The organism is Corallococcus sp. 4LFB (genome assembly GCF_046520365.1).
Taxonomy (GTDB): Bacteria; Myxococcota; Myxococcia; order Myxococcales; family Myxococcaceae; genus Corallococcus; species Corallococcus caeni.
Genome location: NZ_JBKGHJ010000047.1, coordinates 1 through 15,839, shown reverse-complemented (window position 1 = coordinate 15,839; position 15,839 = coordinate 1). Strand labels below are relative to the sequence as shown.

9 protein-coding genes and 2 pseudogenes are annotated in these 15,839 nt (G+C 68.1%); 5 read left to right on the top strand and 6 right to left on the bottom strand.

Going from position 1 to position 15,839, the window contains the following annotated elements:
- The first annotated feature begins 127 nt into the window (after positions 1-127).
- On the top strand, positions 128-547 hold the full coding sequence (locus tag ACLEQD_RS08045) for an Ig-like domain-containing protein (RefSeq protein ID WP_410382940.1): 420 nt from the start codon (positions 128-130) through the stop codon (positions 545-547).
- A 194-nt stretch (positions 548-741) separates the two neighbouring features.
- On the top strand, positions 742-2,694 hold the full coding sequence (locus ACLEQD_RS08040) for a M3 family metallopeptidase (protein ID WP_410382939.1): 1,953 nt from the start codon (positions 742-744) through the stop codon (positions 2,692-2,694).
- Positions 2,695-2,750: 56 nt separating this feature from the next.
- On the opposite strand, the pseudogene ACLEQD_RS08035 reads toward ACLEQD_RS08040, so the two are convergent.
- Positions 2,751-5,257, bottom strand: a pseudogene (locus ACLEQD_RS08035) (glycogen/starch/alpha-glucan phosphorylase).
- A 279-nt stretch (positions 5,258-5,536) separates the two neighbouring features.
- On the opposite strand from ACLEQD_RS08035, the gene ACLEQD_RS08030 reads away from it, so the two are divergent.
- Complete coding sequence (locus ACLEQD_RS08030; RefSeq protein WP_410382938.1) at positions 5,537-6,124, top strand: DUF2378 family protein; 588 nt, start codon at positions 5,537-5,539, stop codon at positions 6,122-6,124.
- Between the two features lie 78 nt (positions 6,125-6,202).
- Here ACLEQD_RS08030 and ACLEQD_RS08025 read toward each other — a convergent pair whose 3' ends face one another.
- The 4 genes from ACLEQD_RS08025 to ACLEQD_RS08010 form a co-directional block, all read right to left on the bottom strand.
- Positions 6,203-7,393 (bottom strand): peptidoglycan DD-metalloendopeptidase family protein, encoded by a 1,191-nt coding sequence (locus tag ACLEQD_RS08025; protein ID WP_410382937.1) that lies wholly within the window; start codon positions 7,391-7,393, stop codon positions 6,203-6,205.
- 85 nt (positions 7,394-7,478) lie between these two features.
- Entirely contained in the window at positions 7,479-8,972 is a 1,494-nt protein-coding gene (locus tag ACLEQD_RS08020; protein ID WP_410382936.1) for a SpoVR family protein, read from the bottom strand.
- Between the two features lie 42 nt (positions 8,973-9,014).
- Positions 9,015-10,124 carry a DUF444 family protein gene (locus ACLEQD_RS08015; protein ID WP_171415174.1) on the bottom strand — a complete coding sequence of 370 codons (1,110 nt, stop codon included), beginning with the start codon at positions 10,122-10,124 and terminating at the stop codon, positions 9,015-9,017.
- Positions 10,125-10,158: 34 nt separating this feature from the next.
- Positions 10,159-12,222 carry a PrkA family serine protein kinase gene (locus tag ACLEQD_RS08010; RefSeq protein ID WP_410382935.1) on the bottom strand — a complete coding sequence of 688 codons (2,064 nt, stop codon included), beginning with the start codon at positions 12,220-12,222 and terminating at the stop codon, positions 10,159-10,161.
- A 572-nt stretch (positions 12,223-12,794) separates the two neighbouring features.
- Here ACLEQD_RS08010 and ACLEQD_RS08005 point away from each other — a divergent pair.
- Positions 12,795-14,384: an ArnT family glycosyltransferase gene (locus ACLEQD_RS08005; protein ID WP_410382934.1), complete on the top strand. Its 1,590-nt coding sequence runs from the start codon at positions 12,795-12,797 to the stop codon at positions 14,382-14,384.
- Between the two features lie 30 nt (positions 14,385-14,414).
- Here ACLEQD_RS08005 and ruvX read toward each other — a convergent pair whose 3' ends face one another.
- Positions 14,415-14,876, bottom strand: coding sequence for a Holliday junction resolvase RuvX (ruvX, locus tag ACLEQD_RS08000; protein ID WP_338262115.1), 462 nt, complete (start codon positions 14,874-14,876; stop codon positions 14,415-14,417).
- 212 nt (positions 14,877-15,088) lie between these two features.
- On the opposite strand from ruvX, the pseudogene ACLEQD_RS07995 reads away from it, so the two are divergent.
- Positions 15,089-15,839, top strand: a pseudogene (locus ACLEQD_RS07995) (hypothetical protein); the annotation flags it as partial.

Here is a 15,839-nt window from a genome sequence, read left to right as displayed (position 1 = left end):
AGGAAGGCCGCCTTCCGGCACGGTACGCCGGGGCGGCCTTCCGCCGTTCCTGGCGCATCCCTGCCCATGACAGACTCCGCCCGCCGTATGCCCACTCCGGGCGCGGGCTGTCTGGGAAGGAATACCCATGTCTTCGCGTCGCGCGCTGTCTCGGTGTCTGGTGGTGGGGCTGCTGGCCCTGGGAGTCCCGGTGGGCTGTGGAGAGGACCCGGAGGCTCCCTCCACCCTGGTGGCCCCGTCGAAATGCTCGGTGGAGCTCTCCCCGAGCACGGAGCTGTTGATGGCGAATGGTCAGGACACCATGGTCGTCACGGTCACGCTGCGCAATGAGGACGCCACGCCGCTGTCCGGACGCGCCGTCAACGTGCAGGGGGGCTCCGACGATGGCTTCACCCTCTTGCAGGAAAAAAGCCTCACGGACAACCAGGGCCGGAACCGCGTGGAGGTGCGGGCCACCACACCGGGCACCAAGAGGCTGTCCGTGTCGACAAACGAGCTGAATGGAGTGCGGGTCTACCTCAACGAGGTGACGATCGAGTTCCGGTGACCTCCTCTCCCCCGTGCCGTCGGGGGAGGACTGCCGGAGGCCCGCCCGTCCGCCGCCCGACGGACGGGGCAGGGGAGGGCGTCCACTGCCCGGCAACCGCTTGCCCCGGGCCACTCGGATGCTGCCAGGGCGTGCGGGGCGCATTAGCTTTGGGCCCTTCGCCGCACACCCACGGCTTGAGAGGAGCCCTTCCCGTGTCCGAGCCCCTGGTCCCCGACGCCGCCCGCCATGTCACCTGCCCGCCGGAGGAGTTCCGCCGCGCGAGCGAGGAGGCCCTGGCCAAGGCCCGCGACGGCATCGCGCGCCTGAAGACGCTGCCCGCCTCCACGCCCCCCCGCGAGGTGCTGGAGCTGTTCGACGAGTCCTCCGCCGCGCTCGATGACGCCGCCGCGCGCGCCAGCGTCGTGCGCCACACCCACCCGGAGGCCGCCCTGCGCGAGGCCGCGGAGAGCGCCGAGCAGGCCATCGAAAACCTCGCCAATGACATCCGCATGGACCGGGGCGTCTACGACGTCCTGGCGGGCGTGAGCCTGGCCAACGAGGACGCCGCCACGCGCAAGTGGATGGAGAAGGTGCTGCGCGACTTCCGCCGCGCCGGCGTGGACCGCGACGAGTCCACCCGCGCGAAGGTGAAGGCGCTCCAGGAGGAGCTGGTCCGCATTGGCCAGGAGTTCAGCCGCAACATCAGCCAGGACACCCGCAAGGTGGCGCTGCCCCCGGCCGCGCTGGACGGCCTGCCGCAGGACTACGTGCGCGCGCACGCCCCCGGCGAGGACGGCCAGGTGCGCATCTCCACGGACTACCCGGACCTGGTGCCCTTCCTCACCTACGCGCGCGACGGCAAGGCCCGCGAGGAACTCTGGCGCGCCAACCGCCAGCGCGGCTACCCCGCCAACGTGGACGTGCTCCAGCGCCTGGTCCAGAAGCGCCACGAGCTGGCCACGCTCCTGGGCTACCCGCACTGGGCCGCCTACGCCACCGAGGACAAGATGGTGCGCACCGCGGAGGACGCGGGCACCTTCATCCGGAAGATCGCGGACGCGTCCGAAGAGCGCATGAAGCGCGACTACGCGGTGCTCCTGGAGCGCAAGCGCAAGGACGACCCGAACGCCGACAAGGTGAACCCGTGGGACTCCGGCTACCTGGATGACCGCGTGAAGGCGGAGCAGTACGCCTTCGACTCGCAGACGGTGCGCCCCTACTTCGAGTACACGCGCGTGAAGCAGGGCGTGCTGGACCTCACCGCGCGCCTGTTCGGCGTCACCTACAAGCCGGTGAAGGACGTGCCGGTGTGGCACCCGGACGTGGAGGCCTACGACGTCTATGAAGGCGCCACGCTCAAGGGCCGCTTCTTCCTGGACATGCACCCGCGCGCGGACAAGTACAAGCACGCGGCCCAGTTCACGCTGACCAGCGGCAAGGCCGGGCGGCGGCTTCCGGAAGGCGCGCTCATCTGCAACTTCCCCAAGCCCGGAACGGAGCCCGCGCTCATGCAGCACGGCGACGTGGAGACCTTCTTCCACGAGTTCGGGCACCTGCTGCACCACATCTTCGGCGGCCACACGCGCTGGGCGGGTCTGTCCGGCGTGCGCACGGAGTGGGACTTCGTGGAGGCCCCGTCGCAGATGCTGGAGGAGTGGGCGCGCGACGTGACGTGCCTGCAGACCTTCGCGAAGCACTACCAGACGGGGGAGGCGCTGCCCGCGGAGCTGGTGGAGCGCATGCTCGCCGCGGACGAGTTCGGCAAGGGCCTCTTCGTGCGCCAGCAGATGTTCTACGCGGCGCTCAGCCTGGAGCTGTACCGGCGCGACCCGACGAACCTGGACGCCACCGCGCTCGTGCGCGAGCTGCAGAGCCAGTACGTCCCCTTCCCGTACCTGGAGGGCACGTACTTCCACCTCACCTTCGGGCACCTGGACGGGTACTCGTCCAACTACTACACGTACATGTGGTCGCTCGTCATCGCGAAGGACCTCTTCACGGTGTTCCAGACGAAGGGCCTGCTCAACCCGGAGCCCGCGCAGGCCTACCGCCGCGCGGTGCTGGAGCCGGGCGGCTCCGACGATGCCGCCCGGCTGGTGCACCGGTTCCTCGGCCGCGACTACGACTTCCGCGCGTACGAGGCCTGGCTCAACAAGGCCGCGTGAGCGGCTGACGGCGCGGCAGCCCCGGGGCGCCGGGGCTGCCGGGGCTCACCGGCACGTCACTCCACGTCCGTCTTCTGCACCTTCCAGATCTCCTCCGCGTACTGCTTGATGGTGCGGTCGGAGGAGAAGATGCCGCGCGGGCCACGTTGATGATGCACTTCTTCGTCCAGGACTCCACGTCCCTGTAGGCGCGCGCCACGTCCTCCTGCTTCGCCGCGTAGGCCGCGAAGTCCGCCAGCACCAGGTAGCGGTCCTCGTTGAGCAGGCTGTCCACCAGCGGCTGGAAGAGGTTGCGGTCCTCCGGGGAGAAGAAGCCGGAGCGGATGAGGTCCAACGCCTCGCGCAGCTCCGTGTTGGCCTCGTACACCTCGCGCGGCCGGTAGCCGGCCTTCTTGCGCGCGATGACCTCGTCCGCCGTGAGGCCGAAGAGGAAGAAGTTCTCGTCGCCCACCGCGTCCCGGATTTCGACGTTGGCGCCGTCCAGCGTGCCCAGCGTCAGCGCGCCGTTGAGCATCAGCTTCATGTTGCCCGTGCCGGAGGCCTCCCAGCCCGCCGTCGAAATCTGCTCGGACACGTCCGCCGCGGGGATGATGCGCTCCGCCAGGCTCACGCGGTAGTTGGGCAGGAACACCACCTGCAACCCCGTGGCGCCCGCGTCGCTGTTGACCACCTCCGCGATGCCGTTGATGAGCCGGATGGTCAGCTTCGCCAGGTGGTAGCCCGGCGCCGCCTTCGCGCCGAAGAGGAACGCGCGCGGCGTGATGACGCTCGCCGGGTCCCTGCGCGCCTTCATCCACAGCGCCACGATGTGGATGGCGTCCAGCAGCTGCCGCTTGTACTCGTGCAGGCGCTTGATCTGCACGTCGAAGATGGCGTCCGGGTTGAGCTGCACCCAGCGCAAATCCCTCACGTGCTGGGCCAGCTCCTCCTTGTTGGCGCGCTTCACCTCGCGGAAGGCCTTGCGGAACTCCGGGTCCTCCGCGTGCGCCTCCAGCTTCTGGAGCTGGTCCAGGTCCGTGGCCCAGCCCTCGCCGATGCGGCTGGTGATGAGCTTGGACAGGCGCGGGTTGCACCACGCCAGCCACCGGCGCGGCGTCACGCCGTTGGTCTTGTTGTTGAAGCGCTCCGGGTACATCTGCGCGAAGTCCGGCAGCACGTCCCGGCGCAGGAGGTCCGTGTGCAGCGCGGCCACGCCGTTGATGCTGTGGCTGCCCACCACGGCCAGGTGGGCCATGCGGATCTTCTTCTCCGGGCCCTCCTCCACCAGGCTCATCCGCTGCTGCTTCTCCACGTCGAACGGGTAGCGGATCTGCACCTGGCGCATGAAGCGCTGGTTGATCTCGAAGATGATTTCGAGGTGGCGGGGCAACAGCCGCTCGAACAGCGACACCGGCCAGCGCTCCATGGCCTCCGCCAGCAGCGTGTGGTTGGTGTAGCCGAACGTCTCCTGGGTGATGGACCAGGCCTCGTCCCAGAGCAGGCGCTTCTCGTCCACCAGCACGCGCATCAGCTCCGCCACGCCAATGGCCGGGTGCGTGTCATTGAGCTGGATGGCGCACTTGCGGCTGAAGTCACGGAAGTCGTTGTGGTTCTTCAGGTAGCGCCGGACGATGTCCGCGATGGAGCACGCCACGAAGAAGTACTGCTGCTTGAGGCGCAGCTCCTTGCCCGCCTGGAACGCGTCGTTGGGGTAGAGGACCTTGGAGATGACCTCCGAGTCGTTCTTCTCCACCACGGACCGCTCGTAGTCGCCCGCGTTGAACAGCAGCAGGTCGAACTCCGCGCTCGCGCGCGCCTGCCACAGCCGCAGCGTGTTGACGGTGTTGTTGCCGTAGCCCGCGATGGGCGTGTCGTACGGCACGCCAATCACCGTCTTGCCGCCCACCCAGCGCGCCACGGGCCGGCCATCCGGGCCCTGGTGGTGCTCCACGCGCCCGAAGAAGCGCACCGGCACCGCCTTCTCCGGCCGGACGATTTCCCACGGGTTGCCGAACTTCAGCCACTCGTCCGCGCGCTCCACCTGGTGTCCCTCCACCAGGTCCTGGGAGAAGATGCCGAACTCGTAGCGGATGCCGTAGCCCATGCCCGGGTAGCCCAGGGTGGCCAGCGAGTCCAGGAAGCACGCCGCCAGCCGGCCCAGGCCGCCGTTGCCCAGGCCCGCGTCCGGCTCCATCTCCAACAGCTGCGTCAGGTCCACGCCGACCTCCTGCATGGCGGCGGCCGCGGCGTCGTACATGTTGAGGTTGAGCAGGTTGTTGCCCAGCGCCCGACCCAGCAGGTACTCCGCGGAGAGGTAATAGGCGCGCTTGACGTCCTGCTCGTAGTAGGTGCGCGCCGTCTTCACCCAGCGGTCCGTGAGGCGGTCGCGGACGGCCAGGGACAGGGCCATGAAGCGGTCATGCGGAGTGGCCGTCTCCGGGTTCTTGCCGCGCGAATACCGCACGTGTTCGAAGAAGCCGCGACGGACGCTGGCCGCGTCGAGCCCGGTGCGGCCGCTGTCTTCGGGAGTTCCCGAGGCGGAGGGCGGGGGCGGTGCGGGGCGCGCGGAGGCGGGAGGAGCCATAAGTCGGTCGTCTCGGAGGATCGCGAAGGGGTTGATGGACAGCCGGGAGCCCCCACGCTTTGACGCGGGGCGCCCATGGCGGAAGGCTACCGTGTCACGCCAGCCCAGGGCAGGGGAAACCCACGCCCCCCGCGCGGGGTCGGCCGCTTCCCCCGCCAGGGAGGGAAGGTGCCCCGCGACCCGCCGTGACGCGACGCGGCCCCGGGGAATGACAGACATGTGAAGCCGCCTTCGGAGGGAAACCGGAAGCACGCGGAATTGGAGTACAACGGCAAGCGAATGTCCCTCCCCCTGGACGACCTGGAGCAGCGCATTGCCCTGACCCGGCCCGGGGACACCGTGCGGGGGCTGAGCTTCGCGGCGGTGCTGCAGCTGACGCACCAGCGGCTGGGGCGCGACGCCGCGGAGCGCCTGCGCGCGCCGCTCATGCAGCGCAGCCCGGTGGACTTCTTCTCCTACCCGGCGGTGGACTTCCTGCGCCTGATGGGCTTCGCGTCGGAGGCCCTCCAGCCTGCGTACGGCACGCGCGAAGCCGCCCTGCGGGCGTGTGGGGAGGCCATCGTCGGGACCTTCTTCGAGTCCACGGTGGGGCAGACGCTCCTGCGCCTCACCGCCGGCGCGGGCGACCCCAAGCGCATGTACAGCAACGCCCCCGCGTCCTACGCCACCGCGGTGAGCTACGGGCAGCGCGAGTACCAGGCCCTGGGCGACAAGCGCGTGCGGCTGACCTTCAAGGGCGACCTGCTGCCCGTGCAGGTGCACGAGGGCATCCTCGGGGGCGTGCTCGGCGCGCTCCACCGCGAGGGCCACGTGCGGGGCACCGAGCGGTGCCTGGGCGACTCCGAGTTCCTCATCGAGTGGGCCTGACGGCTTGGGGAAAAGCGACGGGCCCCGCTCCACCGTGAAGGGGAGGGGGCCCGTGGGCTTCGCGCGCGGGGAGGGCCGCTACTTCGCGGCGGCGGGCGGCGGGCCCGCCTTGCCGGCGACGGCGGCCACGGACACGGCGTCCAGCTGCTGGGCCATGTCGTGCGCCTTGGCGAGGAAGTCCGCCGTCAGCTCCTTGGGCAGCGGATCCGCGCGGGGGAACTTCTGGGTGAGGGGGTTGGCGTAGGTGCCGTTGCGCTTCAGGCCGAAGTGCAGGTGCGGGCCCGTGGAGCGGCCGGTGTTGCCGGAGTAGGCAATCACCTGCTTCTGCCGCACGCGCTGGCCGGAGCGCACGCCGTCGCCAAAGCGCGACAGGTGCATGTACTGCGTCTCCATGCCGTTGGCGTGGCGCAGCACCACCATGTTGCCCGCGGCGCCCGCGTTGGCCGCGGACACGACGGTGCCGTCCGCCACGGCCCACACCGGGGTGCCAATGGGCGTGCCGTAGTCCACGCCGTTGTGGTTCTTCACGTACTGGAGCACCGGGTGGAAGCGCGACCCGAAGCTGCTGGTGACGTGCGCGTACTTCAGCGGGCTCTTGAGGAAGGTCTTCTTCGCGCTGGCGCCGTCCTCCTGGAAGAAGTTGGCCTCGCCGTTGGGCAGCACGTAGCGGAACACCCGCTTGTTGCCCACCAGGCCGCCTTCATACGTGGCCGCCAGCACCTCGCCGTAGCGCAGCACGCGGCCCTTGGAGACGAACTTCTCCACCAGCGCCTTGGCCCGGTCGCCCTTGCGCACGTCGCGGTAGAAGTCGATGTCCCACGCGAACACGTCCGACAGCACCAGGCCGATGGATGGGTCCTCGCCCGCCGCCAGCGTCGCCTCGTACAGGGACGAGCTGATCTCCAGCGAGACGAGCGACACCTGCTTCTCCACCTCGATGGAGCGCTTGCTGCCGACGTACTTCTCCCCGTCGCGGCGCACCTGCCACTCGTCCACGGTGCTCTGGCGGTAGTCGAAGAAGTCCAGCTCGCCGTTCTTCATCACCAGCCGGAACTGGTCGCCCACGCGCGACTTGCGGAAGTCGAACACGCCCTCCAGCGCGGAGATGACCGCCGTCACCTGCTCGTCGGGCAGCGCCGCTTCATGCAGCGCGCCCGCCAGCGTCTGGCGCGGCTCGATGCGGCGGTTCTTGATTTCGAAATGGGTGGCGGCTTCGGACGTCGAAGCCACCCCGAGGGCGGCCAGGCAGAGGAAGGAAGCGGTCTTCATGGGGGGCGATACAGGAGTGTAGAGGAGGGTGGGGCCTCCGCCCAAATCCTGACCGCGCTTCCCCGCCCGCCTGCCTGCTTGCCGGTTACAGCTCCACTTTCTTTTCCGAGTGGTGCTGCCCGTCGTAGCGCAGCAGGCTCCCCTTGCCGTCGTAGCGGGTGATGATGTTCACCGGCCGGCGCCAGAGGCTCTGGAGGTTGCGCAGCGTCTCCCGCGCGTAGTCGCCCTTCAGGTCCTGCCCGTCGTGCTTGTGCGCGAGCAGCAGCTCCGAGCGGTTCTCGTAGTTGCCGTCCACGACCTCGATGATGGGCTGGCCGAAGTTGGTGAGCGACGTGAGCAGCTTGTTCTTCACCTTGCGGAACTCGCGGTCCAGGATTTCCCACGAGTTGCGCTTGTCGTTGAAGCCGTAGACGAAGAGCTTCTGCTGCTGGGCGAACTCGGCGGTGAGGAACGTGTCGATGAAGGTGATGTCGTTGTAGTGCTTGCGCACCTCGAAGATCTTCTCCCGCCCCGCGCCCAGCTTCCGGTCCCAGGCCTGGCGCGCGCGAAGGTCATCGCACTCGTCCCACTCCTTGCCGAACTTGCCCTTGTTCCACCGGTCCTCGATGTCCCGCCACAGCTCGATGCCCAGCTTGTACGGGTTGATGGCGCCGGGGCGCACGCCCATGGTGCCGGAGTGGTGGTCCGCGTAGTCGATGATCTCATCGTCGCGCAGCGCCCTGCGGGTCATGATGGTGGAGTGCCAGTAGCTGGCCCACCCCTCGTTCATGATCTTCGTCTGGCCCTGCGGCGCGAAGTAGTACGCCTCGTCGCGCAGGATGGAGAGGATGTCCACCTCCCACGGCTCCAGCGGCGCGTGCTCCAGCAGGAAGTAGAGCACGTCGCGCTGCGGGCGCTCCGGGAAGCGCTTGCGCTGCTGCTTCTCGTCTTCCGCGCGCTTGCGCTGGGAGTCCATGAACTCGGAGGGGTTGATGAAGCCGCGCATGTACTCGCGGTTCACCTTGAAGCCCTCCACGCGCTCGTTGGACTTGGCCTCTTCCTCCGCGCGCTGCGGATCCGGGTTGCGGCGGATGTGGGGCGCGTGCTGGTCGATGAGGTTCTCCAGCGACAGCGTCCGGTCGATGAAGTCCTCCACCTTCTCCACGCCAATCTTGTCCACCCACCGCCGGACGCGGGTGGCGTGGTTGGCCATGTCGTCAATCATCCGGCGGTTGGTGTGCCGGAAGGAGAAGTTGTTCTTGAAGAAGTCGCAGTGTCCGTAGACGTGGGCCATCACCAGCTTCTGGTCCACCTCCGGGTTGCTCTCCATCAAGTAGGCGTAGCAGGGGTCGTTGTTGATGACGAGCTCGTAGATTTTCGACAGCCCGTACTCGTACCCCTTCGCCAGCTGCTCGTACTCCATGCCCCAGCGCCAGTGGGGATAGCGGGTGGGGAAGCCGCCGTAGGCGGCCACCATGTTCATCTCGTCGTAGCTCACCATCTCGAAGACGGTGTCGAAGAAATCCAGGCCGAACTCCTTGGCGTAGCCGTGGATTTCATCCCGAAGCGCTGCGAGTCGCGGTGTGAGGCTCTTGGGCATGGGGCGGTGGCTCCGGTGGGGGATGAGACAGAAGCGCTCGTGTCAGCGCCCCTTGCCGAGGAAGTCCTTGATGGAGGCGTAGATGGCGTCCTTGTCGGAGATCTCGCTCAGCGCGACGTTGGTCGTGTCACCCACCGCCTCGCGCAGGTCCTTGATGAACTGCCCGCTGCCGTAGGGGGACTCCACCTGCCCGTAGGCGAACTGGTTCACCTGCGGGAGGATGTCGTTGCGGAGCATCTCGATGCACTGGCGCGTGTCGTCCGCGCTCCAGTTGTCCCCGTCGCTGAAGTGGAACGGGTAGATGTTCCACGCGCTCTTCGGGTAGTCCGCCTGGATGATGTCCCGGCACAGCTTGTACGCGCTGGAGATCATCGTCCCGCCGGACTCGCGGGTGTGGAAGAACGTGTCGCGGTCCACCTCGCGCGCCACCGCGTCGTGGATGATGTAGCGCGACTCCAGGCCCTTGTACTGGTGCTTGAGCCACGTATCGAGCCAGAAGCTCTCGATGCGGACGATCTCCTTCTGCTCGTCCCCCATCGAACCGGACACGTCCATCATGTAGATGATGACCGCGTTCGTCTCCGGCAGCTCCTGTAGCTTGTAGCTGCGGTACCTGCGGTCCTCGCGCGTGGGGATGATGACCGGCATCTTCGGGTCGTAGGTGCCGGTGGCGATCTGCCGCTTCAGGGCCTGCTTGAAGGTGCGCTTGAAGTGACGCAGGGACTCCGGGCCCGTGGTGTTGACGCCCGTGTACTTCACCTTCTGCGTGACGATGCGCTCGTTCTGCCGCCGTTCAATCCGCGGCAGCTGGAGCTCTTCGCCAAGGATTTGCGCCAGCTCCTCCAGCGTGACGTCCACCTCCAGGGCGTGGTCTCCCTCGCCCTGGCCGGCCTGGTGCCCGTCCCCGGGCTCTACCGCCCCGGGGCCGAGCTGCTGACCTACGTCACCGTCACCCTGTCCGACGCCGCCCTGCTCCTTGTGGCCGTACTTGAAGCGCGGGATGTCGATGAAGGGGATGGGGATGCTGATGGCATCCTTGCCCTTCTTGCCCAGCATCTCGCCCTTCTGCACGTACTTGCGCAGGTTGGCTTTGATCTTCCCGCGGACGATCTGTTTGAAGCGGGAGTGGTCCTGGTGGATCTTCAAGGTCACGGTGTCACGTCCCTCTTGGGCAAGTCGCTAGGCGTTACTCCTTGGCATCCCCGCGGGCGAAGATGCTGGCCACGAAGTTCAGCACGTCCGTGGAGCAGATCTCGCAGTACCCGTAGTTCTTCATCATCCGGTCCTTCACCAGGTCGATCTTCTCCTGGGTCTCCTTGTCCACGACGGAGGACACCAGGTTCTTGAGCTTGATGCTGTCCTTCTGGTCCTCGAACAGCTTCAGCTCCAGCGCCTTGTGCAGCCGCTCGTTGGTCCGGTAGTTGAAGGTCTTGCCCTCCACGGCGAGCGCGCCGATGTAGTTCATGATCTCCCCGCGGAAGTCGTCCTTGCGGCTCTCCGGGATGTCGATCTTCTCCTCAATCGACCGCATCAAGCGCTCGTCCGGCACCTCGTAGATGCCGGTGTACTTGTTGCGGACCTTCTCCTTCTGGGTGAAGGCCTTGATGTTGTCGATGTAGTTGCCGCACAGCTTGCCGATGGCGTCCTCGTCGGCGCTGATGGCGCGCTGGACCTCGTTCTTGACGATGTCCTCGTACTCCTGCTTCACCGTGGTGAGCAGCTCCTTCATGCGCTTGCGCGCGTCCTCGTTGTTGATGAGGGAGTGCGTCTTCAAGCCGGCTTCCAGCTCGTTGAGCACCATGAAGGGGTTGATGCAGCCCTCGCCCTTGTCGCTCACCAGGGCGTTGGAGATTTTGTCCTGGATGTAGCGGGCGCTGATGCCCTCCAGGCCCTCGCGCACGGACTCCTTGCGCAGCTCCTTGATGTTGTCCTCGGTGAAGTTGGGCAGCGTCTTCCCGTTGTAGAGCTTGAGCTTCTGCAGGAGCGACAGGTTGTGCTTCTTGGGCTCCTCCAGGCGCGTGAGGACGGCCCACATGGCGGCCATCTCCAGCGTGTGCGGCGCGATGTGCTTGCCCTTGATGGCGCGGGAGTTGAAGTCCTTCTCGTAGATCTTCACCTCCTCGGCCAGCTTGGTGATGTACGGGATGTCAATCTTCACCGTACGGTCGCGCAAGGCCTCCATGAACTCGTTGTTCTCGAGCTTCTTGTACTCAGGCTCGTTGGTGTGCCCGATGATGACCTCGTCGATGTCCGTCTGAGGGAACTTCTTCGGCTTGATCTTGTGCTCCTGCGACGCGCCGAGCAGGTCGTAGAGGAACGCGACGTCCAGCTTGAGCACTTCCACGAACTCGATGACGCCGCGGTTGGCGATGTTGAACTCGCCGTCGAAGTTGAAGGCGCGCGGGTCGGAGTCCGAGCCGTACTCGGCGATCTTCCGGTAGTTGATGTCGCCGGTGAGCTCGGTGGAGTCCTGGTTCTTCTCATCCTTGGGCTGGAACGTGCCGATGCCGACGCGGTCCTTCTCGCTGAAGATGAGCCGGTTGACGTGCACGTGGCCCATGACCTTGGCGAAGTCACCGCCGTACTGGGTCATCAGCTCCTTGAAGACGAAGCGGCAGGCGGGGCACAGCTCGCAGCCGTTGGGGATGGTGTAGCCGGAGTCCGGCGGGGACAGCTCGGAGAAGACCTTGTCGCGCCACTCGCGCGGGATGAGGTTGAGGGGCTCCTCGTTCATCGGGCACTTCATCTTCTCCTTGGTCACCGTGCCGTCCGGCTGCTTCTTGTCGGTGAGCCAGGAGAAGGTGTACGCGGCGCCCTCCGGCGTCTTCGAGTACTCCTCCATGCCCTTCTTGAGCAGGCGGGCGATGGTGGACTTGGACGAGCCCACGGGGCCGTGCAGGAGGATGACGCGCTTCTCCGTGCCGTAGCCCTGGGCGGCGGACTTGAAGACGTTGACCAGCTTCATCAGCGGCACGTCCAGGCCGAAGATGGCGTCGCGGCCGCCGAAGCGCTCGTCACTGAAGAAGTGGTAGCGGGTGAGCTTCTTCTTGTTGTCGATGTACTCCGACTTCCCGTGGCTGAGGATCATGTCGTAGATCCTCTGGAAGGCGGTGCGGGTGACCTTCGGGTTCTTCCGGACGATTTCGAGGTAGTCCTCGAAAGAGCCCTCCCAGTTGAGTTCCGCGTAGGTCTTCACGTCCTGGAACGCGGCGATTCTGGAGACCCACGAGCCCTTCTCAGCGTCCTTCATGTCTCTCCCTCGTAGCCTCACAGGAGGACGCGAGGACTCGCGTGCTTCCGGGGGGCCAACATGGTGAACCTGGAGGGCTGGAAGGCCATTCCACACCCACTCCGAAGAGGTCCCAGGCGACGACAATCGCGATGCTTCAGCCCCTTCGGGACCCCGCCGCGGAGTGGGACCGCGCGTTCGGCTCGTGTCGGAGGGGAGCCGCCCTCCTCCACGGGGTGAAAAGGCACTTCGATTATAAGGACCGGGACGCGCGCTGGGAGGAGCCCCCCCGGTGCGATGTGTCCGGTCCCACCTTGCTCAAGCGCGTACTTCCCGACGCTTGGCCTTCCGCTGGAGGACACCCCGTCCAGGCGGGCCCTCACTGTGGGGCGGCGTCCGTGTCCGCTCCACATGTCGGCGTGACGGCCGGCGCACCGGTTCCGTCCCGCCCGGAAGGGTGCGTAACGGCGCGAATCCCCCGCTGCCCGGGGATTTGGCGCGCGGGCCGGGCCCGGGCAGGCGGGCGGGCATCAGGCAGGTGGAAGGGTCGCTGGCTTGGCTTTGAGCCCTGCCTGCGTATCCTCGCGCGCGCCATGGTTCCCGCATCGAGTCCCGCCGCCCTTGCTTCCTCCTCCGCCGCCGTGCCCGGCCTGTCCGCGGTGCCCGCACCCCAGCCCGAGCCGTCCACCCGGTGGTTGGTGGGCCTGCTGCTGGTGGCGGCGCTGCTCCCCCGGTTGGGGGTGTTCTTCATCAACGAGAACCTCTTCGGTGACGCGGTGGTGCGCACGGAGCTGGCGGAGCGGTGGCTGGCCGCGCCGCACGTCATCACCTCCTACAAGGACGGGACGTTCCAGTTCGGCCCGCTGCACGTGTACCTGGTGGGTGCGGTGCTGTCGGTGTTCGAGCGCGACGTGGCGGGCCGGCTGGTGAGCCTGGTGTTCGGCGTGTTGTCGGTGGTGCCGCTGTTCGCGCTGACGCGGCGGCTGTTCGGCTGGCGCGCGGGCGTGGCCGCGGGGCTGGCCTTCAGCGCGTGGGGCATGCACCTGCAGTTCTCCACCACCGCGGGCAGCGAGGCGGTGTCGCTGTTCTTCATGCTGGCCGTGTTCGCGCTGGTGGCGGAGGGGGTGGAGGAGAACCGCTTCCAGCCGCTGTTCTGGGGCGCGGTGCTGCTCAACTTCGCGTGCGCGCTGCGCTACGACGCGTGGCTGTACATCCCGCTCATCACGGTGGCGCTGGCGTTCAGCAGCGAGGACCGGGTGGCGTCGCTCACGCGCGCGGTGGGCTTTGGCCTGGTGTGCCTGCCGTTCCCGCTGTTGTGGATGCAGGGCAACGAGCTGGCGCACGGCGACCCGTTCTTCCCCATCAAGGCGGTGGAGGACTTCCACAAGCAGTGGGTGGCCGACTCCGGCGGCGCGGGCGGCGCGCTGGGCTGGCGGCTGCAGCAGCTGGGGTTCTGGCCCGCGGTGGCGCTCTTCACGCTGACGCCGGGCGTGGCGCTCCTGGGCGGGGTGGGCATGGTGCGCGCATGGAAGAAGCACCCGGAGACGCGCTGGCTGGTGGTGATGGCGGTGCTGCCCGCGCTGTACTTCACCTTCCGCGCGGCGGTGCTCCTGAGCTTCGTGCCCCTGGCCCGCTTCACGGTGACGCAGCTGGTGCTCTTGCCCGTGTTCCTGGCGCCGGGCCTGGCGGCGGTGGTGGGCGGCCGGGGTGACTTCGCGCGCCGGGCGGTGGTGGGCGTGAGCGCGGTGCTGGCGGTGGTGATGCCGGTGGCGCTGGGCATCTACACCTTCCGCACCGAGGGCGGGCTGCACGACTCGCTGCGCCCGGTGAGCCCCACGTCCACGAACCCCGTGGCGGTGATGCAGGTGGCGCGCTTCCTCAAGGAGGAGGTGGCGGCGAAGGGCGGCGCGGCGGCCATCGACGACGACCCGCGCTACATGGACCTGCAGGTGGCGTTCTTCTCCGGGCTGCCGGAGATGCGCATGGCGCGCGTGCGCTGGGACACCTTCCGCCAGCGCCTGGGGGACGCGCGCCCGGAGGTGCTGGTGCGCTTCGACGGGGGCAAGCTGGTGAAGGACCCGGGCGTGAAGCTGGACGGGCGGACGCTGACGCTCGACGGCGTGGCGTACCAGGAGCAGGACGGCTTCTCCGCGCCGCTGCACGTGTACCGGCGCCAGCCGTAGTGACTGGCAGGTGGTTCCCGGAGGCGGGGCTCAGGCCTCCGGGTCGTAATCGTCGTAGCCCGTGTCGTAGCCGTCGGTCCTGGGGCGGTGCGCGTCCAGCCAGCCCTGCAGGATGAACTGCGCGGCCAGCTGATCGATGACCTCCCGCCGCTTCTCCCGGCGCACGTCCGCCTCCAGCAGGGTGCGCTGGGCGGCCACGGTGGACAGCCGCTCGTCCCACAGCTCCACGGGCAGCCCGAGCGCGCTCTCCAGCACCTCCGCGAACTTGCGCGTGGCCTCCGCGCGGGGCCCCTCCGAGCCGTTCATGTTGAGGGGCAGCCCCAGGACGAAGCGCGTCACCTCGTGCTCCTTCACGAGCCGGGACAGCTCCGCGAGGTCCGCCTTGAGCGACGCGCGCCGCACGGTGGTGACCGCCTGGGCGGTGAGCCCCAGTCCATCCGAGACGGCCACGCCGATGGTCTTGGTGCCGTAGTCCAGCCCGAAGGTGCGCATGGGCGCGGGACTCTAGCCGCAATCCTCCGCGACGGACCGGACCGTCCGCGGGTGGGGACGCGGACCGGGGGCCCGTGCGCACAACCCCTCGAATCGACTCGCCCCGCGCGCCCGCGCGCCCGGCACCGCCGCTGCAATGCCTGCCCGCGTCCGAAGAGACGGCGCGCGGCACCCTGGCAGCACCCACTTCAACCCGTCGCGCGGGAGTATCGATGCTCGACATCCTCAAAGGCGTGGCGAACCTGCTGGGCGGTCCCATGGCCGCCGTGACCGACCTGGCGGGGGACGCCCTGGGGCTTCCCCCCGTCCTCACGAACTCCATCAAGACGGCCGCGGGGGTGATGACCGGCAACGTGATGATGGCGGCCAGCGGCGCGCTGGGCGTGGCGGATGAGCTGAAGAAGAACCCCTCCGCGAAGACGGAGTACTGCGCGCCACAGGACGCGGCGAAGGCGGGCCAGGGGTACGCGGGCGCCTCGTCGGCGGGGGGCGCGCAGGCGGGAGGCGCGTCCGGGAGCCGCAGCCCGCTGGACCCCAAGCTGCTGGACTACGCGGACTCGCTGCGCACGCTGGAGGCGAACTTCGGCTACCTGGACCTGCTGGACGGCAAGAAGGACGGCTCGCTGTCGCACGCGGACCTCCAGCGCATCTCGCAGGACCGGAACGTGTCGCCGTCGCTCCGGGATGCGGCGAGGTTCCTCGTCGACAACCGCACCTTCTTCGAACAGGTGGACACGGCGAAGAAGAAGGTGCTCGGCCTGCCGATGCCGGCCTTCAACGACGACCGCATCGACCTGATGGGCCTCCAGCAGGAGTCCAGGCGGCTGGCCGCGGACTTCGCGAAGTACGGACGGCCGGACCGCCCGGGCCAGCCGCCGCCCACGCAGTCGGACTGCAAGCCGGCGCCGTCGGACTGCGCGCCGCCCTCCAAGGGCGGTGGCTCCGGGCCGGGGCCGGGAGGCG